Annotated in this window: 16 protein-coding genes, 5 tRNA genes, 1 rRNA gene and 1 other annotated feature; of the genes, 21 read left to right on the top strand and 1 reads right to left on the bottom strand. The window is 28.0% G+C overall.

Annotated features, from left to right (window positions below):
- From rrf to addA, 21 genes are all read left to right on the top strand, one after another.
- Positions 1-75 (top strand): 5S ribosomal RNA (gene rrf / locus HCG76_RS19630); the annotation flags it as partial.
- A gap of 5 nt (positions 76-80) precedes the next feature.
- A tRNA-Ile gene (locus HCG76_RS17585) sits at positions 81-157 on the top strand.
- A gap of 5 nt (positions 158-162) precedes the next feature.
- Positions 163-238, top strand: a tRNA-Ala gene (locus HCG76_RS17580).
- 172 nt (positions 239-410) lie between these two features.
- Positions 411-908 (top strand): HD domain-containing protein, encoded by a 498-nt coding sequence (locus HCG76_RS17575; RefSeq protein ID WP_221701527.1) that lies wholly within the window; start codon positions 411-413, stop codon positions 906-908.
- A gap of 15 nt (positions 909-923) precedes the next feature.
- The gene (locus HCG76_RS17570; RefSeq protein ID WP_221701528.1) at positions 924-1433 is read left to right on the top strand and encodes a transcription repressor NadR; all 510 of its coding nucleotides are present in this window, start codon (positions 924-926) and stop codon (positions 1431-1433) included.
- Between the two features lie 17 nt (positions 1434-1450).
- Positions 1451-2863, top strand: coding sequence for an NAD(P)/FAD-dependent oxidoreductase (locus tag HCG76_RS17565; RefSeq protein ID WP_221701529.1), 1413 nt, complete (start codon positions 1451-1453; stop codon positions 2861-2863).
- A gap of 14 nt (positions 2864-2877) precedes the next feature.
- On the top strand, positions 2878-3111 hold the full coding sequence (locus tag HCG76_RS17560; RefSeq protein WP_221701530.1) for a DUF1667 domain-containing protein: 234 nt from the start codon (positions 2878-2880) through the stop codon (positions 3109-3111).
- A 119-nt stretch (positions 3112-3230) separates the two neighbouring features.
- Positions 3231-3435: a binding site (T-box leader), on the top strand.
- A 67-nt stretch (positions 3436-3502) separates the two neighbouring features.
- Entirely contained in the window at positions 3503-4780 is a 1278-nt protein-coding gene (gene serS / locus HCG76_RS17555) for a serine--tRNA ligase (RefSeq protein ID WP_221701531.1), read from the top strand.
- A gap of 242 nt (positions 4781-5022) precedes the next feature.
- Positions 5023-5874 carry a Rossmann-like and DUF2520 domain-containing protein gene (locus HCG76_RS17550; RefSeq protein WP_294173910.1) on the top strand — a complete coding sequence of 284 codons (852 nt, stop codon included), beginning with the start codon at positions 5023-5025 and terminating at the stop codon, positions 5872-5874.
- 2 nt (positions 5875-5876) lie between these two features.
- Positions 5877-6704, top strand: a complete 828-nt coding sequence (gene panB, locus HCG76_RS17545) for a 3-methyl-2-oxobutanoate hydroxymethyltransferase (RefSeq protein WP_221701532.1) — start codon at positions 5877-5879, stop codon at positions 6702-6704.
- Positions 6705-6715: 11 nt separating this feature from the next.
- Positions 6716-7561: a pantoate--beta-alanine ligase gene (gene panC, locus HCG76_RS17540; RefSeq protein WP_221701533.1), complete on the top strand. Its 846-nt coding sequence runs from the start codon at positions 6716-6718 to the stop codon at positions 7559-7561.
- 17 nt (positions 7562-7578) lie between these two features.
- Positions 7579-7965 (top strand): aspartate 1-decarboxylase, encoded by a 387-nt coding sequence (gene panD, locus HCG76_RS17535; protein ID WP_221701534.1) that lies wholly within the window; start codon positions 7579-7581, stop codon positions 7963-7965.
- Positions 7966-8104: 139 nt separating this feature from the next.
- The gene (locus tag HCG76_RS17530; protein WP_221701535.1) at positions 8105-8731 is read left to right on the top strand and encodes a tRNA-uridine aminocarboxypropyltransferase; all 627 of its coding nucleotides are present in this window, start codon (positions 8105-8107) and stop codon (positions 8729-8731) included.
- Between the two features lie 61 nt (positions 8732-8792).
- Positions 8793-8883, top strand: a tRNA-Ser gene (locus tag HCG76_RS17525).
- A 100-nt stretch (positions 8884-8983) separates the two neighbouring features.
- The gene (locus HCG76_RS17520; protein ID WP_221701536.1) at positions 8984-9541 is read left to right on the top strand and encodes a beta-class carbonic anhydrase; all 558 of its coding nucleotides are present in this window, start codon (positions 8984-8986) and stop codon (positions 9539-9541) included.
- Between the two features lie 78 nt (positions 9542-9619).
- Positions 9620-9710, top strand: a tRNA-Ser gene (locus tag HCG76_RS17515).
- 5 nt (positions 9711-9715) lie between these two features.
- Positions 9716-9808 (top strand) — tRNA-Ser (locus tag HCG76_RS17510).
- 197 nt (positions 9809-10005) lie between these two features.
- Positions 10006-10947 carry an ROK family protein gene (locus HCG76_RS17505; protein ID WP_221701537.1) on the top strand — a complete coding sequence of 314 codons (942 nt, stop codon included), beginning with the start codon at positions 10006-10008 and terminating at the stop codon, positions 10945-10947.
- Between the two features lie 136 nt (positions 10948-11083).
- Complete coding sequence (locus HCG76_RS17500) at positions 11084-11602, top strand: GNAT family N-acetyltransferase (protein WP_221701538.1); 519 nt, start codon at positions 11084-11086, stop codon at positions 11600-11602.
- A 10-nt stretch (positions 11603-11612) separates the two neighbouring features.
- Positions 11613-15044, top strand: a complete 3432-nt coding sequence (gene addB, locus HCG76_RS17495; RefSeq protein ID WP_221701539.1) for a helicase-exonuclease AddAB subunit AddB — start codon at positions 11613-11615, stop codon at positions 15042-15044.
- A gap of 2 nt (positions 15045-15046) precedes the next feature.
- Complete coding sequence (gene addA, locus HCG76_RS17490) at positions 15047-18802, top strand: helicase-exonuclease AddAB subunit AddA (RefSeq protein ID WP_221701540.1); 3756 nt, start codon at positions 15047-15049, stop codon at positions 18800-18802.
- A gap of 47 nt (positions 18803-18849) precedes the next feature.
- Here the strand turns inward: addA and HCG76_RS17485 are convergent, their stop codons facing one another.
- Positions 18850-20190 (bottom strand): CCA tRNA nucleotidyltransferase, encoded by a 1341-nt coding sequence (locus HCG76_RS17485; protein WP_221701541.1) that lies wholly within the window; start codon positions 20188-20190, stop codon positions 18850-18852.
- Positions 20191-20472 lie beyond the last annotated feature (282 nt).

Below are 20472 nucleotides of genomic sequence, written 5' to 3'. Positions count from 1 at the left end.
AACAGGAAAGTTAAGCTCTACAGCGTCAATGGTACTGCACGGGTGACTGTGTGGGAGAGTAGAACGTTGCCAGGTAATAAGGATCTTTAGCTCAGTTGGTTAGAGCAACCGGCTCATAACCGGTCGGCCCGGGGTTCGAGTCCCTGAAGGTCCACCATTTTTGGGGGTATAGCTCAGTTGGGAGAGCACTTGCCTTGCACGCAAGGGGTCAAGGGTTCGAATCCCTTTACCTCCACCAAAAGCTACGATTTAAATCGTAGCTTTTTTTTGCTTTAAAGAATTTTTACAATATAAATGTAGAAATATAACTAAATAAGATATATCATTATATTTTTAATTTATTTATAATAGTGGTATTATAAATATGTATGTGTATTACAATATATGTTAAAGAACAAGGTGATAATTAAATGTCTTTATATAGGGTTAAACAATTTGTTTGGGCAGTAAAATCTTTATCAGAAGATGTTGATACTGCATATGTAAATAAATTTTTAAACAAAAAGGAAAGAAATTTATTTAATAAATTAAGAAAAATGGATAAACAGCACTGTATTAGAGTTAGTAAAGATGCTGTAAGATTATCTGAAGGAAAAAATATAAATTTAAATAGAGTAGCAAAAGTTGCATTATTACATGATATAGGAAAGAGTGAATATAGTCTTAATGTTATAGAAAAATCTATATTAGTGATATTAAATAAAATGACTAAGGGTAGGTTGAAAAAATATAATACAATTAAGGCTATTGATTCATATTATTATCATGCAGAAAAAGGTGCAAATTTGTTAAAGCACTTTAATACATATGATAAGGAATTCTTAGATACAGTTAGATATCATCATAGTAATAAGATAAGTGGAAGTAAATTATTAGATGTAATAAGAGAAAGTGATAATAAAAATTAAATTATGGGGTGAATTATGAAAGCTGATGAAAGAAGAAATAACATTATGGAAATGTTAATAAGAGAAAAAAAGGCTATTAAAGGAACAACATTAGCTGACAATTTTAATGTAACAAGACAAATAATAGTTAAAGATATTGCTATTTTAAGAGCACAGGGAAATAATATAATAGCGACTCCAGATGGATATATGATTAATGATGATAATAGTAGTAGAGTAAAATCGGTTATTGCAGTAAATCATAATCACGAAGACGTTATTAAGGAGCTTGAAATAGTAGTTAAATATGGTGGAATAATAGAAGATGTAATAGTAGAGCATCCTTTATATGGTGAAATAAAAGGTATATTAATGATAAAGAATCTTAATGATTTAAATAAATTTAAAAACTCATTAAAAGAAATAAATGCAAAACCATTATCTGCTTTAACTAATGGAGTACACCTGCATACTATTTCTGCTGACTCTACTGAAAATATGGAGTTAATAAAAGAGGAATTAAAAGAAAATAATTTTATTTTATAAATTAGGGGAATTGAATTATGGATTATGATGTTTTAGTTTTAGGTGGAGGCATAATTGGATGTGCTGTTGCTTATGAATTATCTAAATATAATTTAAATATAGCTGTAATTGAAAAAGAATTTGATATAGCAGATGATATTTCATTTGTTAATACTTCAATAGTATATGATGGTTCAGAAACATCTAATAATGTTATGGCTGGATTAGAGTATATAGGAAATATATTATTAGAAGATTTATGTGATAAATTCAATGTACCATTTAAGAGAATTGGATCATTAAGAGTAGTTAATGATGATAATGGAGTAATTAAATTAAATGAGATGTATGAAAGAGCAATAAGACGTGGAATTGATGGAGTATATTTAATAGATCCAGATGAGGTATATGAAATAGAGCCTAATATTAATGCTGAAGTGAAAAAAGGATTATATTCTCAGAATGTTGCAATAGTAGCTCCTTATGATTTAGCAATTGCATATGCTGAAGTAGCCTTTGATAATGGTGTTAACTTTAGATTAGAAGAAGAAGTTTTAACTATTCAGAATGTTACTAAGGGATTTAGGGTTGAAACTAATAAAAATAAATTTTCTTGTAAAGTAGTTATAAATACAATTGCAAATGAAATTTATATAAATGAAAAGGGCGTAGTTGAAGAAAAAGAATCAAACGATGGAATAAATTCTTTTAAAAACATGAGTTATATTTTACTAGATGATAATTATGAAAATAATTTAGAAAGAATAGTTACTAAAACTTTTGATAAAGATACTTTTGTTGTTTCTACTCCTGTATTAAATGGTGGGTCTCTTATTGGAATAAAAAGTATTGAAAAAACTAGTTTAGATGACAATTTACATTATGCATCTAAATTATTAAAGGGATTAAATAAAAGTAATATAAATAATTTATTTAGGGAAAGTTATGATAAGGATTCTATTGTAGTAGATGATGAAAAAATAGATAAGGGTTATATTAGTGTTATAGGAACACATTACGGAAAAGTTACATTAGCACCGGCTATAGGAAAAATGTTATGTGACACTATTAGTAGTAATTTAAATTGTAGATTAAAAAAGAATTTTATTGATAAAAGAAGAGAGTTTTATCGATTTAGAGAAATGGATAGAAATGAGATTAATGAAGTTATTAACTTAGATAAACGTTATGGAAAGATAGTTTGTATGTGTAACAATGTTTCAGAGGGTGAGATTGTTGATTCTATTAGAAGGCCATTAGGTGCAAGAACAGTTAAAGGTGTTAAGAGAAGAACAGGAGCTGGATTTGGAAATTGTCATGGCTCATATTGTAACGAAAAGATAATTCAAATACTATCTAGAGAGCTAGATAGAAAAATTACTGATATAGTAGATGATTCAAAAAATTCAAATATAATATCAGGTAGAATTAAGGAATTTAAAGATATATAATAGGAGTAGTAAGTATGGGAAAAAAAGATATTTTCACTTCTGTAGTTAGAGTTAAAGGAAGTGATAGGTTTAAAGTTGTTCCTGTTAAAAGTAGTGATGAAGTTGATAAGGAATTATGGATAGAAATGTCTAAAGTTGTTAGTAGATTATATGTAAGTATTCCTATAAAAATGGGAAGTATTATATGTAAGAACATTTTAAATAGTGGAGTAGATATAATTTGCACTAGAGATATTAATACTAAATAAAGCTTTATTATTTGTTTTAAATATTGCTCTTATCTTATTAAAAACATTTGTTAAATTAGGATTTTAAATGTATTGACAAAAAGTAGGAGCTTATAATATATTAATATCATAAATATTATATTAAACCGTTGAAAAGGCTAGTAATAAATTAATTGTTTTAAGAGAGTCAGTGGTTGGTGAAAACTGATAGCAATATTTTATGAATCCACCTTGGAGGGACTGTGATGAGCAGTACGGATAAACCCGTTAGTTTATAAAGAGTGGATAATAATAAATAAGATTATTATCAATTAGGGTGGCAACACGGAGTTCTTCGTCCCTTATATGGGAAGAAAGAGCTCTTTTTTTTATATCAGAAAAAAATAATAATAAGATACACATGGAGGATATTATGTTAGATTTAAAATTTTTAAGAGAAAATCCAGAAATAGTTAAGCAAAATATTAAGAATAAGTTCCAAGATCAAAAGCTTCCTTTAGTTGATGAAGTAATTGCTTTAGATGTAGAAAGTAGAGCTACTCAGCAAGAAGCAGATTCATTAAGATCAAACAGAAAAACTATCTCTAAGCAAATTGGTGCATTAATGGGGCAAGGAAAGAGAGAAGAAGCTGAAGAATTAAAAAATAAGGTTAATGAACAAGCAGCTCGTCTTGCAGAATTAGAAACTAAAGAAGCTGAATTAGAAGAAAAAATTAGAAATATAATGTTAGTTATCCCTAATATTATTGATCCAAGTGTTCCAATAGGAAAAGATGATAGTGAAAATGTAGAAGTTGAAAAGTTTGGTGAACCAGTGGTTCCTGAATTTGAAATTCCATATCACACAGAAATAATGGAAAAGTTAAATGGAATAGATTTAGATGCAGCTAGAAAGGTAGCTGGTAATGGATTCTATTACTTAATGGGTAACATTGCAAGATTACAATCAGGAATACTTTCTTATGCTAGAGATTTCATGATTGATAAAGGATTTACTTACTGTATTCCACCTTTCATGATTAGAAGCGAAGTAGTTACTGGTGTTATGAGTTTTGCTGAAATGGAAGCTATGATGTATAAAATTGAAGGTGAAGATTTATACTTAATAGGTACTAGTGAACACTCAATGATAGGTAAGTTCATCGATACTATATTAAAAGAAGAAAATCTTCCACAAACTTTAACTAGTTACTCACCTTGCTTCAGAAAAGAAAAAGGTGCTCACGGAATAGAAGAGAGAGGAGTTTACAGAATACATCAATTCGAAAAACAAGAAATGATAGTAGTTTGTAAGCCAGAAGAAAGTAAAGAATGGTTCGAAAAATTATGGAAAAATACTGTAGCATTATTCCGTTCTTTAGATATACCAGTTAGAACTTTAGAATGTTGTTCAGGAGATTTAGCAGATCTTAAAGTTAAATCTATTGACGTTGAAGCTTGGTCTCCAAGACAAAAGAAATACTTCGAAGTAGGAAGCTGCTCTAACTTAGGAGATGCTCAAGCTAGAAGATTAAAAATCAGAGTAAATGGAGAAAAGGGTAGATACTTTGCCCACACATTAAACAATACAGTTGTTGCTCCTCCTAGAATGTTAATTGCATTCTTAGAAAACAACTTAAATGAAGATGGATCAATTAATATACCAGAAGCTTTAAGACCATATATGGGTGGAATGGATGTTATAAGATAGTATAAATTATAGATATAAGAAAATTAATTTTAATTTTCTTATATCTTATTTTTTTATACTTTTTCATAGAAATATTAGAAAGAGTATTACAAGATATATTGACAAATTTTTGAAGTATGTTAGATTTATTATGGGTGGTATTTTAATTAAACCGCACCATATATATTTGAAGTTTGAAGATTAAAAGAAATAGCTCATATCATTTTTTGAATGGGACTTGTTAGTATCACACTCTTTTGGAGGTGATAATTATAAAATTTGGATTTATTGGAGCAGGAAAAGTTGGCTTTTCCTTAGGAAAATATCTAAACGAAAACAATATAGACGTAAGTGGGTATTATAGTAAATCACAGCATTCATCTAAAGAAGCTGCAATTTTTACAAATACGAGACAATATAATAAATTAGAAGATTTAATAAAAAATAGTGATGCTATATTTATTACAACACCAGATAATCAAATTATTGATGTATGGAATGAAATAAAAGAGTTACCTATTAAAGAAAAATTAATTTGCCATTGTAGTGGCTCTATTTCTTCAGAAGTCTTTTCAAATATAAATAATCATGGTGCATATGGTTATTCTATTCATCCAATGTTCGCTATCTCGGACAAATATAATTCATATAAAGATTTATCTCAAGCATTTATAACAATTGAAGGTCATGAAAAACATATTAAATATTTTAAAATGCTATTCACAAAATTAGGAAATGGTGTAGCTGTTATTAGTAAAGATAATAAGACTTTATATCATGCTGCATCAGTAACAGTTAGTAATTTAGTATTAGGATTAATTAATAATGGAGTTAACTATTTAGAGGAATGTGGTTTTACAAAGGAAATAGCCATGGAAGCCTTGTATCCTTTAATAGAGTTTAACTTAAAAAATATTAAGGAAAGAGGAACGGTTAATAGTTTAACTGGTCCTATAGAACGAGGAGATTTAACTACTGTTATTAATCATTTAAATGTTTTACGTGAAGAAGATAAAGAATTATATAGATTACTATCAAAAAATATTTTAAAGATAGCAAAAGTAAAAAATTTAGAGCGAGATTATAAAAATTTAGAAGAATATTTAGGAGAATAGTTATGAAAAACACAGCAGTTACATTTAAACAAGCAAAGGAAAAAAATGAAAAATTAACTATGCTTACAGCATATGATTATTCTACAGCAAAAATAATTGATGAAGCTGGAATAAATGGAATATTAGTTGGAGATTCATTAGGAATGGTTTGTTTAGGGTATGAAGATACTTTATCAGTTACTATGGAAGATATGATTCACCATACTAAAGCAGTATCAAGAGGAGTAAAAAATACATTAGTTGTAGCGGACATGCCTTTTATGTCATATCAAACATCAGTATATGATGCAGTTGTTAATGCAGGAAGGTTAATTAAAGAAGGTAGAGCGCATGTAGTTAAATTAGAGGGTGGACTTGAAGTATGCGATAAGATAGAGGCTATAGTAAAAGCTTCTATACCTGTTATGGCACATATTGGTTTAACACCTCAATCAGTTAATGCTTTTGGTGGATTTAAAGTTCAAGGTAAAGATGAAGAGGCTGCAAAGAGACTTATAGAGGAAGCTATTGCAGTAGAAAAAGCAGGAGCATTTGCTGTCGTATTAGAATGTGTTCCAGCTAAACTTGCTAAAATTATAAGTGAGAAATTAACAATTCCTACTATAGGAATTGGAGCAGGTTCAGATTGTGATGGACAAATACTTGTATATCAAGATATGTTAGGTATGTATAGTGATTTTACTCCTAAGTTTGTTAAAAAGTATGAAAATTTAGGTGAAAAAATGAATATAGCATTTAAGAAATATATAGAAGAAGTTAAGGATGGAGTTTTCCCTGCAGAGGAACATTCTTTTAAAATAAATGATGAAGTAATTGAAAAATTATATTAGAGGGTAAGGATATGATAGTTTTAGATAAAATAAATGAATTAAGAGATAGAGTAAAAGGGTGGAAATCTCAAGGATTAAAGGTTGGATTTGTTCCGACTATGGGGTATTTACATGAAGGGCATGAAAGCTTAATAAAAAGAGCTTCAGAAGAAAATGATAAGGTTGTTGTAAGTATATTTGTTAATCCTATTCAATTTGGACCTAAAGAAGATTTATCTACTTATCCAAGAGACTTAGAAAGAGATAGTAAGGTATGTGAAGGGGCTGGAGCAGATATTATATTCCATCCTAAAAGTGAAGAAATGTACTTTGAGGATTTTTCTACCTTTGTTGATATGAATGGATTAACAAGTGGATTATGTGGTAAGAGTAGACCAACTCACTTTAGGGGTGTTTGTACTGTAGTAACCAAGTTATTTAATATAGTATCACCAGATAGAGCTTACTTTGGAGAAAAGGATGCTCAACAATTAGCTATAATAAAAAGAATGGTAAGAGATTTAAATATAGATGTAGAAGTTATAGGTTGCCCTATAGTAAGAGAAAAAGATGGACTTGCTAAGAGCTCTAGAAATACTTATTTATCTATTGAGGAAAGAAGTGCAGCAACAATTTTAAGCAAAGCATTAAATATTGCTAGAGAAAAGATTAAAGATGGGGAAAGAACTTCATCTAATATTATAAGTACTATTAAAGAGATAATTGAATCAGAGAAATTAGCTAGAATTGATTATATTGAGGTAGTAGATAGTTTTTCTATGGAAGGTGTAGACACTATAGAGAAATCAGTATTAGTAGCAATAGCGGTGTTTATTGGAAAAACAAGATTAATAGATAATTTCACATATGAGTTATAGTAGGGAGAGAAGTAACAATGAAAGTAAATATGTTAAAAGGTAAGATACACAGAGCAACAGTTGTACAAGCTGAATTAAATTATGTTGGAAGTATAACTGTTGATGAAGACTTATTAGATGCAGCGGGAATATATGAGTATGAAAAAGTTCATATTGTAGATATAGATAATGGAGCAAGATTTGAAACATATACAATTGCAGGTGAAAGAGGATCAGGAATGATTTGTTTAAATGGGGCAGCTGCAAGATGTGTACAAGTTGGAGATAAAATTATATTAATGGCTTATTGCGATTTAGATACAGAAGAGATAAAAGAGCATAAACCAAAGGTTGTTTTTGTAGATGAAGAAAATAAAGTTAGTAGAATTACTAATTATGAAAAACATGGACAACTTTCTGAATAATAATAAATAAAGTTGTTAGAGAAATATAAAAATTTATGAGAATGATGAATTTAGTATAATATAATACTAAATTCATCATTTTTCATTAATAGCTAAATATAGTATTATGTTAGTTATAATATATAGTTAAGAGGTTAGGATGAAGAATAAGAAGCAAATAACAAGAATATGTGAAAATTGCAGTAAGTGTGGATTACCAATTATAACTTGTATATGCAAGAGTATAAAAGAGGTTGAAACAAAAGCTAAGTTTGTAATTTTATCTAGTGAAAAAGAAGTATATAGAAATACAAATACAGCTAATTTATTAAAACAAATTAATACTAAATCTACGGAAATAATTATTTGGAAAAGGGGTGAAATTCCAAGTAGTATTTTATCTTATATAAATAATGATATTTATAATGTTTATTTAGTATTTCCAATAATGAATAAAGAGATGGAGATAAGAAAAGCTAAATACAATAAAGATAATAATACACCGGTATTTATTATTGTTGATGGTACCTGGAGAGAAGCTTGGAAAATAATAAGAAAAAGTGATTATCTAAAAAACTTACCTATATTATCATTAGAAACAAATAGAGTATCTAAGTTTACGTTAAGAAGAGGTCAAGAAGAAGGAAATTTATGTACAATAGAAGCTGCTATGGAATTGCTTAAAATAAATGATGAAGATATATTAAGTGAAGAGATAAATAAGGGATTTGAGTTGTTTTTAAAGAGCTATAAAGCTGGAGCAAGTGGACATAAAATAAATTTATAATTTTTTTTATAAAAAGTGTTGACATAATATTTATAGGTTGATATAATAACAATTGTTCCGAGGAGAGATGGTCGAGTTGGTTTAAGGCACCGGTCTTGAAAACCGGCGTGCGTGTGAGCGTACCCAGGGTTCGAATCCCTGTCTCTCCGCCAAAAGCTTCTAGCGTTTGCTAGGAGCTTTTTTTTTGAATATATAATTATAAATTATGGTAAAATAAATTTATAAAATCTTTTATAATAGGTTGGGGTATATATGAATAAATTAGATGAAATATTAGAATTTAATAAGGACTTTGTAGAAAATAGAGAATATGAAAAATATAAGTCTAGCAAATATCCAGATAAGAAGTTAGTAATATTATCTTGTATGGATACAAGATTAACAGAACTATTACCAAAAGCACTAAATTTGAGAAATGGTGATGCTAAAATAGTAAAAAATGCAGGGGCTACGATAATACATCCATTTGGAAGTATTATAAGAAGCATTATAGTTGCTATTTATGAATTCGATACAGATGAAGTATTAGTAATTGGACATAAAAATTGTGGAATGAGTAATATTAATGGTAAAGAAACAATTAATAAGATAATTAATAGAGGAGTTACAAAAGAAACCATAGAAACATTAAATAACTCTGGAATTGATATTAAAAAATGGCTACATGGATTTGATTCTGTAGAAGAGTCTGTAAAAGAAAGTGTAGAGCTTATAAAAAAACATCCTTTAATTCCTAGAGACATTAAGGTACATGGATTAATAATGGATTCTGAAAGTGGTAAATTAGAGGTTATTACTAAGGATTATTAAGTAAATAAAAAAATATAAAAAAAGTTTTTAAAATGTGTTGACATAAATTATAACTGTTGTTATAATTAATCTTGTCTTGGAGAGATGGTCGAGTTGGTTTAAGGCACCGGTCTTGAAAACCGGCGTGCGTGTGAGCGTACCCAGGGTTCGAATCCCTGTCTCTCCGCCAAAAATGGAGAATTACTCAAGTGGCTAAAGAGGCTCCCCTGCTAAGGGAGTAGGCTGGATAATACTGGTGCGAGGGTTCGAATCCCTTGTTCTCCGCCAAAAGCATCTAATATTTATTAGATGCTTTTTTGGCGTTTATGGTACTTTTTATACATACAATGACAAAATGACTGTATTAATTTATAAATAACTGAATTAATTCCCAATTTTCCATAATTAATAATTGTAAACGTAAATCTTAAATGGTATACTTTTATATAGTTAAAATAGTATAAGTTATATAGGGAGGGTAATAAATGGAAAATAAGTATGTTATAGGTGTTGATTTAGGTGGAACTAAAATTTACACAGCTTTAGTAGATTTAGAAGGAAATATTATAAAGGAAAAAACAGTTGAAACATTGGCACATGAAGGTGACCAAGCTGTTATGGGAAGAATAGTAGATACAATTAATTATGTTATAGATGGAACAGATAAAAACTTAATAAAATCTATTGGTATCGGTTCTCCTGGACCATTAGACGTTAAAAATGGTGTAATTTTAGAAACTGCTAATTTACCATTTAAAAACTTTGAAATAGTTAAAGCTATAAAAGAAGCATATGATTTACCAACTTATCTAGATAATGACGCTAACGTAGCAACATTAGGAGAGTTTATGTTTGGTGCAGGAAAAGGTACTGAAAATATGGTATTTATTACAGCAAGTACTGGTATCGGTGGAGGAGCCGTATTAAATGGAAAATTATTTAGAGGATCAACAGGAAATGCATTAGAAGTTGGACATATTACTGTATCAACAGAAGGGCCAAGATGTGGATGTGGAAATATAGGATGTGCAGAAGCTTTAGGTTCAGGAACTGCTATTGGTAAAAGAGCTAAAGAAGCTGTATTAAGTAACGTTACAACTTCACTAAAGAATTATGATAATGTTACAGCTAAAGAAGTATTTAAAGAAGCTTCAAATGGAGATAGAGTTGCTAAAAACATATTAAAGAATTCTTTAACTTATCTTGGAATAGCTGTAGCTAATACAATAACAAACTTTGATCCAGAAAAAGTTGTTATTGGTGGCGGAGTAGTTAATGGTGGAGACATAGTTATTGATACTATAAGAAAAGTTGTTGAAGAAAGATGTATGCCTACATTTGTTGAAAACTGTACAGTTGAAAAAGCTTTATTAGGTGGTAAAGCGGGAGTACTAGGTGCTGCAGCTTTAGCTATCACTGAAAGATAATATATATTATATAAACTACAATATATGAAGAGATCATCTTTATATATTGTAGTTTTTTTATTACATAATTTATGAATATTAATAATTAGAAAAATTTAAAGAACAATAGTATTATTAATTATGGAGGGGAATTAATGTGATTTATGGAGATAAAATATATTTAAGAGAAATATTAAAGGAAGACATTGATGAAACTTATAATTTATGTTCAGATAGTGAAGTATTAAAATATAATGGAAATCAATATGAAAGATTATCAAAGAAGTATATAGTTGAACATTTAAAATATCTAAATATACCTTCAAAAAGAAATTATGTAATAATTAATAAGCAAGGTTATATTGTTGGAGTAATAATTTACTCAGAGGATATGTACACGAGAAGTGTTTATAACATTAGTATAACAATAGGTAAAAGATATTGGAGAAAAGGATATGGATCAGATGCAATAAATGCTATTTTAAAATATTTATTTTTTAAGAGAAGGGTTCATAAGATTGAACTAGAAGTAGTTAGAGAAAATGAAGCAGCTGTTTTATGTTATAAAAAGTGTGGATTTATTGAAGAAGGAATAAGAAGAAAAAAATATTATTATAAGGGTAAGTATTTAGATACTATTGTTATGGGGTTATTAAAAGAGGAATTTAAAGCGTAAGGAGTTGTGTATGGGAATTAGATTTATTTTTGGAAGAGCTGGTGCAGGAAAAAGCTATTATTGTTTAAATCAAATAAAGAAAAAAATAGATAATGATAAGAATAATAAGTTAATAATGTTGGTACCAGATCAATATACATTTCAAACTGAAAAAAAGCTACTAGAGCATGTAGGAGAAAAAGCGTTACTTAGAGCTGAAGTTTTAAGCTTTAAGAGAATGGCTACAAGAGTTTTTGATAAATGTGGTGGAAGAGCTATTAATGTAATAGAGGACTCAGGAAAAAATATGCTTATATATAAACTATTAAAGGATAAAGGAGAAGAGCTTCAGTATTTTAATAGAATAAGTAAGCAACAAGGATTTGTTGGAATAGTATCAAAATCAATTACAGAGTTTAAAAAGTACAATATTTCCGAGGAAATGTTAAAGGAAAAAGAATTACAAATAGATAATAAAGATTTAAGAGAAAAGATTAATGATTTAACTTCTATATATGAAACTTTTAATGAGAATTTGCATAAAGGTTATATAGATTCAGATGATATATTATCTATTTTAGCTCAAAAGCTAAAAAGTTGTGAACTATATAATGATGCAGAAATCTGGATAGATGAATTTACGACTTTTACACCACAACAATTAGAGGTTTTAAAAGTATTAGCTAAGCAATGTAAGAATGTAAATATAACTTTATGTAGCGATGGTGAGATAGGATTTACTGAAGGTGAAACGGATATATTTGATGTAATAAAAAATACAGAAAATAGAATTCTAAAAATGATGCAAGAAAATAATATTTCCTATAAAGAGCCTGTTAATTTAAATAAGAAATATATTTATAGATTTAAAGATAGTAAGGAGTTAGGGCATATAGAAAAATATTTCTTTAACTTTCCTTTTAAAATATATAAAGATAGATGTAATGATATAAGACTGTATAAGGCTAATAATAATTATTCAGAAATAGAATGGGTTGCTCAGGATATATTAAGACTAGTTAGAGATAAAGGATATAGATATAAGGATATTGCTGTTGTTTGTAGAGAAATTGATAGTTACGATAAAATAACTTCGGTAATATTTAATGAGTATAATATTCCTTATTTTTTAGACAAAAAAAGAGAAGTATTAAGCAATCCTTTAGTAGTGTTAATAATATCTGTATTAGAAATATTAATTACTAATTGGTCCTATGAAAGTGTATTTAAGTATGTAAAGAGTGGGCTTATAACATTAGAATCAGCCTTTATTGATAAGCTAGAAAATTATATATTGGCTTATGGGATTAAGGGATATAAATGGACTAGAGATTTACTAGTTTCTCAAGGTGAGGAATTAACACAAGAAGAAATTGAAGTCTTTGAGTATATGGAAGAAATAAGAAGGCCGATAATTAATTTATATAATAAGATAAAAGGCGATGTTACAGTAAGAAAATATTGTACTGCGTTATATGAATTTTTATTAGAAATAAATGCTTTTGAAACTATGGATAAATGGCTTGAGGATTTTAATGAAAAAGGAATGCAAGATAAAGTTAAAGAATATACTCAAGTGCCATCTATAGTTATGGATATGCTAGATCAAGCAGTTGAAGTTTTAGGTGATAAGGAAGTTGATTTAAAAACATTTTCTAAGATATTAGTATCTGGTTTTGAAGAAAAGGAAATAGGCGTAATACCTATGGCATTAGATCAAGTAAATATAGGTGATATTGCAAGGGTAAAAGGTAGAGATGTTAAAGCCCTTTATATAGTAGGAGCTAATGATGGAGTATTACCTTCTGCTAATAAAGATGAAGGTATATTATCTGATGAGGATAGAATTGAGCTTAAGTCTATGGGAATTGAACTTGCAAGTGATACAAGAAGTAGAGTTTTTGAAGAGCAATTTATGGTTTATACAGCATTAACAATACCTTCAAATTATTTAATGATTACTTATCCAATGGCAGACTTTGAAGGAAAATCATTAAGACCTTCAATAATAATACCTAGATTAAAAAAGATTTTACCTAGATTGAAGGAAGAAAGTGAAATATTTAATAATAACTTATTTAATGATAAGTATCATAATATAACTGCACCAACTCCAACCTTCAATGAACTTATTGAGGCTTTAAGAAGAGAATATGAAAAAGAGGAAATTGAGCCTTACTGGGTAGAAACATTTAAATGGTTTGAGGAAAATGAAGAGTTTAAAGATAGAACTAAAATTATATTTAACGGATTAAACTATACTAATTTAGTTGAAAAGATACCAAGAGAAAAAATAAAGAGACTTTACAGTAATGACAATGGAAGACTAATATTTAGTGTTTCGAGAATAGAAAAATATGCACAATGTCCATTTAGTTATTATGTTCAATATGGATTAAAGGCTAAGGATAGAAAAGTGTATGAATTTACAGCTCCAGACCTAGGTTCATTTATGCATGATATATTAGATCAGTTTACTAATAAAATAAGAAAAGATCATATATTATGGGGTGATTTAACTAAGGAGAGATGTAGTGAAATAGTAAATGAGCTAGTTAATAATAAGTTAAAAAATGAAACTAACTCAATATTAAATAGTAATAAGAAATATCAATATTTTTCTGAAAGATTTAAAAAGACTATAACTAAATCAGTAACTGTAATATCAGAGCAAATGAGAAAAGGTGAGTTTGATATATTTAAAAGTGAATTTGACTTTGGAGATTTTAAAGATTCAGATCCTATTAAATTAGAGTTACCTTCAAAGGAAACAGTATATTTAAAAGGTAGAGTAGATAGAATTGATAAGGTTGATTTAAATGGAGAGACATATATAAGAATTGTTGACTATAAGTCAGGCTCTAAGAATTTTGATTTAAATGAATTATATTATGGTCTTCAAATACAGTTATTAGTTTATTTAGATGCAATACTTAAAAACTCTAAGCAAATCTTAAAGACTCAATGTATGCCTGGTGGAATATTATACTTTAAAATTGATAATCCAATAATTAAGTCTAAAAAAGCTTTAACAGAAGAGGAAATTCAAGTTGAAGTATTAAAAAAGCTTAAGATGGATGGATTGTTATTAAAAAATGTTGAGCTTGTTAAAGCAATGGATAAAGATATGGAGACATATTCACTTGTAATACCAGCAGCATTTAAAAAGGATGGAGATTTTACAAGCACTAGTTCTGTAGTAACAGAAGAACAATTTGAACTTTTAAGAAAATATGTTAATGATAAGATGATTGAAATTTGTGAGGAAATGCTTAGTGGAGAAGTAAAAATAGAGCCTTGTAAATCATCTAAAGTAACTTATTGCGATTATTGTGATTATTCGGCAATATGTCAGTTTGATACTTCTATTAGAGATAATAAATATAAGATTATATTAAAAAAGAAAAAAGATGATTTATGGAACTCTATGATTAATAAAGTAAAGGAAGAGGAGGGAGAGTAATTATGTCAGGTACTAAATGGACTAAAGAACAACTTCAAGCTATAGAAACTAGAAGATGTAACTTACTTGTAGCAGCAGCTGCAGGTTCAGGAAAAACAGCAGTTTTAGTAGAGAGAATTATAAGAATAATAACTAATGAAGAAAATCCAGTAGATATAGATAGGCTTTTAGTTGTAACATTTACTAGTGCTGCAGCGGCAGAAATGAGAGAAAGAATAGCAGCTGCTATATCTAAAGCATTAGAAAATAATCCTAACTCTAAAAACCTTCAAAGACAGCTTACTTTATTAAGTAGAGCTAATATTACTACTATGCATTCCTTTTGTTTAGATGTAATTAAAAATTATTTTTATACTATAGATTTAGATCCTAGCTTTAGAATAGGTGATGAAACTGAAGCAACTTTAATGAAAAATGAAATAATTGAAGAGCTTTTTGAAGAATATTATGAAGAAGATAATGAAGAGTTTAAAGAGTTAATTGAAGCATATAGTGGTTCTAAAGATGATGAAAAACTAAAGGAAATGATACTTTCATTATATAGGTTTTCTATGAGTGGACCTTGGCCAGAGCAATGGTTAATAGAAAAAGCTGAAGATTTTAATATAGATACAATTGAAGATCTTGATAAAAGTCCGTGGGTTAAGGTGTTAAAAGATAGCTTAAGAGTGGAATTAGTAGGTTTTTTAAATATGTATAAAAAGGCTATTAATATTATTAATGATACTGATGGATTAGCTCCTTATTTAGATGCTTTTAATAGTGATTATGATTATTTAGAAAGAGCATATGTAAGTTTAGATGAAAATTTAAATAGTATATATACTGCATTAAATTCTATTACTTTTATTAAGTTAAAGACAGTAAAGAAAAATCAAGTTTCAGATGAAAATGCCCAAAATTCAGTTAAAAGTATAAGAGATTCTGTAAAGAAAAAGATTAAAGCTTTAATAGAAAGTACATTTGAATTTACTCCTCAAGAAGCATTAGATGGAATAATAGGAGTATATCCTTTTATGAAGACTTTAGCATCTGTAACACTTGAATTTTCTAAGAGATTTAATGAAAAGAAAAGAGAAAAGAATATATTAGATTTTAATGACTTAGAGCATCTTTGCTTAAAAATATTAATAGATAGAGATGAAAATAATAATATAGTTCCTTCTAAGGTTGCAGAACACTTCATGGAATTCTTTGATGAAGTTTTAGTTGATGAATATCAAGATTCTAATAACGTTCAAGAAACTATAATAGACTTAGTTTCAAGAAGAAGATTTGAAGAAGCTAATGTATTCATGGTTGGAGATGTTAAGCAAAGTATATATAGATTTAGGCAGGCAAAGCCAGAGTTATTTCTAGATAAGTATAATAGATACTCTTTAGAGGAAGGTACTAATGATAGAAAAATTCAATTATATAAGAATTTTAGAAGTAGGCAAGAAGTTATAGAAGGGGTTAACTATATATTTAAAATGGTTATGTCTAAAACTGTAGGAGAACTGGAATATACTGATGAAGAAGCCTTAAATTTAGGAGCTAGTTTTGAAAGTGCTAATGATGAAGAGTCAATAGTTGGTGGAGAAATAGAACTTCATATATTAGATAAATCAGGAATAATAAAAGATAAGGATGAAGATTATTCTGACGATGATAATGAAGAAGGTTCTAAAGAAGAGGAAGAAGACATTGATGGAATAACTCTTGAAGCTAAAATAGTTGCTAAAAGAATAAAGGAATTATTTGAAGATAAAGATGGTAAAAAGTTTAAAGTATTTGATAAAGATACTAAAGAATATAGAGATGTTAAGTATAAAGATATAGTAATTCTTTTAAGAGCAACAAAGAATTGGTCAGAAATATTTTTAGATGAATTAGGTTCTGAAGGTATTCCTGTATATGCCGATACTGGTAGCGGATATTTTGAATCTATTGAAATAAGAACTATTATGTCTCTTTTAAAGATAATAGATAATCCTCTGCAGGATGTTCCTATGATAGCAACATTAAGGTCACCTATAGTAGGGTTTACAGCAGAGGAATTAAGTGATTTAAGATTATTAAATAAGGACTTATATTTTTATGAAGTAATAAAGGAAGTATCAGAAGGTATTCATAAAGTAAACGAAGAATTAAGTTTTAAATGTAATAAGTTTATGGATGATTTATCAAAGTGGAGAGAAAGAGCAATTTATACTCCTATAGATGAATTTATTTGGTATTTATATATGGATACTGCTTTCTATGGATATGTTGGAGCAATGCCTAATGGTAAGTTAAGGCAGGCAAATTTAAAGATTCTTTTCCAAAGAGCAAAGCAATATGAAAGCACAAGCTTTAAAGGTTTATTTAATTTTATAAACTTTATTAATAAGCTTAGAAAGTCTTCTGGAGATATGGGAAGTGCTAAGGTTCTTGGTGAGAATGAAGATGTAGTAAGAATTATGAGTATTCATAAAAGTAAAGGTCTTGAGTTCCCTGTAGTATTTACTAGTGGAATGGGAAAACAATTTAATTTAATGGATTTATCAAATTCTATTTTATATCATGAGGAGCTAGGGTTTGGACCTAATTTTGTTAATTTAGAAACTAGAAATTCATATTCTACATTAGCAAAGGAAGCTATAAAGAAAAGAATAAGATTAGAAACTCTTTCTGAGGAAATGAGAATACTTTATGTTGCATTTACTAGAGCAAAGGAAAAGTTAATAATAACTGGAGCTACTAGCAATTTAGAAAAGGCAATTAGTGGATGGATATCATCAGCATCCTTAGATGAAAATATAGTTTTACCTTCTGAAGTTTTAAAAGGAAAATCATATTTAGATTGGATTGCTATGGCAATGTGTAAGCATACCTGTGGAGAAAAACTTAGAGGGGTAACGGGTGCCACTAGAGACTTAATAACAAGTGACTTTTCCACATGGAATATTAAATTCTGGACAAAAGACTTATTAACAGTGGATAAAAATTTAGAGCCTGTGGATAAAATTGAAGATGAGAGCTTGTTTATAACTTCTAAAAATATAGTTGTGGATAAAGAAATTCAAAGAAGACTTGATTATAAATATAAGTTTATAGAAGGTGCAATGTTACCAAGTAATATTTCTGTTTCTGATTTAAAGAAAAAAGAATTTACTTATGGTGATGAAGTACATGATACCGTTGAAGTATTTAAAGAAAAGGAAGTTTTAAAGCCTAAATTTTTAAAAGAGGAAAAGGGATTATCGGCAGCAGAAAGAGGTACTGTAATTCACTATGTTATGCAGAGATTAAATTATGATAGGGTGAATACTATTGGTGAGATTAAAGCTCAAATAGAAGAAATGGTATTAGATAATTCATTAACTGAAAAGGAAGCCTCAACAGTTTGGTATAAGAAAATTTATAATTTCTTTAATAGTAATTTAGGAAAAAGATTAATAAAGGCTTATAAAGAAGGAAGATTAGTAAGTAGAGAATTACCTTTCTTTACTGAATTAAGTAGTGTTGAATATAAACCAGAATTAAATAAGAAAGTTTATATTGATGAAAAAATAAGACTTCAAGGTATAATAGATTGTTTCTTTGAAGAAGAGGATGGAATAGTTCTTTTAGACTATAAGACTGATTATGTAGAAGAGGGGAACGAAGAAGAAATAATAGATAGATATAGATCACAGCTTAAGTATTATAAAGATGCTTTAGAGAAAATAACTGAAAAAAAAGTTAAGGAAAGTTATCTTTACTTATTTGGAATAGATAAAGAAGTTTTATTATAAATAAAAAAGCGTTGAACTTAGAAATAAGTACAACGCTTTTCTTATAGTTAAAGAAAGTTTTTAGCAATTTCTAAAAGGCTTTCTTTATTATTTAAACTAGTATCATCTAAAACACTTTCTAATAAAAAAGTTAATATTTCTCCAATAATTTTTCCTGGTTTAATATTTAAATTTATCATTAAATCAGAACCGGTAATAGCTAAATCTTTAATATAAAGAGGATCATTATTTTCAAGAATTAACTTTACTCTATTAGAAATATAATCTACCTTTTTTAAGAACGGAACTGGATCCCATAATGAATTTATATCTGCTTTTTGAAGTTCAAAAAGAGTAAATATATTTTCAGGACCAACACGTCTTAATAATCTTTTAATTTCACCATCTGTAGGCATATAATTTACATCTAAAACTAAATGGTCATAAATAATTTTAGAAACCTTATCTATAGTATTATTATCAAATTTTAATCTTGATAATATTGGTTTACATATTACTGCACCTTCTTGGGCATGACCAGGAAAGTAACAATGACCATTAGGTAATTCTTTAAGTGTATTAAGCTTACCAACATCATGGAATAATGCAGATAATCTTAGAATTAAATCATTACTTGAAGTATTGCTTATTACATCTAACGTATGATTAAAAACATCTCTATTATGATTATTGCAACGAGGTGTATAGCCAACTAGAGAATTAATTTCTGGAATGATTATTTGTAATATTCCAGTATCTTTAAGCATATTTAACCCCTGGCAAGGATTATTAGAAATTAAAATTTTACATAGTTCATCTCTAACTCTTTCAAGACTAATATTTTTTATTAATTTATAATTTGTCTTTATAGCTGAATATGTTTCTTCTTCAATTTCAAATCCTAATTGGCAACTAAATCTTATAGCTCTTAGCATTCTTAAAGCATCTTCTTGAAAGCGCTTATTAGGATTACCAACAGCTTTAATTATTTTATTATTTATATCTTCTATTCCATTAAAATAATCTAATAAGCCAACTTTATTATTGTAAGCAAGAGCATTAACTGTGAAATCACGTCTTGATAAATCTTCTTTTATATTTGATACAAATTCAACGGATTCAGGGTGACGATTATCAATATAATTCCCTTCAGTTCTATATGTAGTAACCTCTAGATTTTCATTATTTAAAATAACTGTAATAGTTCCATGCTGTATTCCAGTTGGAACTGTTTTTTTAAATAATGATTCTGTTATGTTAGGAAGAGCTGAAGTGGTAATATCATAGTCTTTAGGTGTTAATCCTAACAAGCAATCTCTAACACATCCTCCAACCATAAAAGCTTCGTAATTATTTTTATAAAAGGTATCTATAATAAATTGTACATTTTTTGGTATGTAAATAATCATAAAAATCATTCCTTATAAAAATTTTAAGTATATTTATATATTTTATCATATTAATTTTAAAAGATGTGGTAAAAAAATATATTAAAATATTTGTGCAGATTAATAAAAAAGAGAAAGAATTATTATCCAAGTATTAATAATCATTAATAAAATAAAGGGGCAATTATTTTTATGGAAACAAAAGAGTTTATGAATAATCTAAAATATAAGGAGCTGTCGCAATAGCGGGTAAAAAAATCCGCTAGCGATAGCTCTTTTTCTATATTTTCAAAAAAATAATTG

Source organism: Clostridium sp. K13 (assembly GCF_019734195.1).
GTDB lineage: Bacteria > Bacillota > Clostridia > Clostridiales > Clostridiaceae > Clostridium.
The sequence above is the reverse complement of the archived record's forward strand: the minus strand, read 5'-3'. Positions and strand labels throughout refer to the sequence as shown.

What these genes read in the sequence shown, in the direction of transcription:
- HCG76_RS17575 (WP_221701527.1), top strand. Translation starts at nt 411, where the DNA reads ATGTCTTTATATAGGGTTAAACAATTTGTTTGGGCAGTAAAATCTTTA.
- HCG76_RS17485 (WP_221701541.1), bottom strand. Translation starts at nt 20,190, where the DNA reads ATGATTATTTACATACCAAAAAATGTACAATTTATTATAGATACCTTT.
- panD (WP_221701534.1), top strand. Translation starts at nt 7,579, where the DNA reads ATGAAAGTAAATATGTTAAAAGGTAAGATACACAGAGCAACAGTTGTA.
- addA (WP_221701540.1), top strand. Translation starts at nt 15,047, where the DNA reads ATGTCAGGTACTAAATGGACTAAAGAACAACTTCAAGCTATAGAAACT.
- serS (WP_221701531.1), top strand. Translation starts at nt 3,503, where the DNA reads ATGTTAGATTTAAAATTTTTAAGAGAAAATCCAGAAATAGTTAAGCAA.
- HCG76_RS17560 (WP_221701530.1), top strand. Translation starts at nt 2,878, where the DNA reads ATGGGAAAAAAAGATATTTTCACTTCTGTAGTTAGAGTTAAAGGAAGT.
- panB (WP_221701532.1), top strand. Translation starts at nt 5,877, where the DNA reads ATGAAAAACACAGCAGTTACATTTAAACAAGCAAAGGAAAAAAATGAA.
- HCG76_RS17520 (WP_221701536.1), top strand. Translation starts at nt 8,984, where the DNA reads ATGAATAAATTAGATGAAATATTAGAATTTAATAAGGACTTTGTAGAA.
- HCG76_RS17505 (WP_221701537.1), top strand. Translation starts at nt 10,006, where the DNA reads ATGGAAAATAAGTATGTTATAGGTGTTGATTTAGGTGGAACTAAAATT.
- HCG76_RS17565 (WP_221701529.1), top strand. Translation starts at nt 1,451, where the DNA reads ATGGATTATGATGTTTTAGTTTTAGGTGGAGGCATAATTGGATGTGCT.
- HCG76_RS17570 (WP_221701528.1), top strand. Translation starts at nt 924, where the DNA reads ATGAAAGCTGATGAAAGAAGAAATAACATTATGGAAATGTTAATAAGA.
- panC (WP_221701533.1), top strand. Translation starts at nt 6,716, where the DNA reads ATGATAGTTTTAGATAAAATAAATGAATTAAGAGATAGAGTAAAAGGG.
- HCG76_RS17530 (WP_221701535.1), top strand. Translation starts at nt 8,105, where the DNA reads ATGAAGAATAAGAAGCAAATAACAAGAATATGTGAAAATTGCAGTAAG.
- addB (WP_221701539.1), top strand. Translation starts at nt 11,613, where the DNA reads ATGGGAATTAGATTTATTTTTGGAAGAGCTGGTGCAGGAAAAAGCTAT.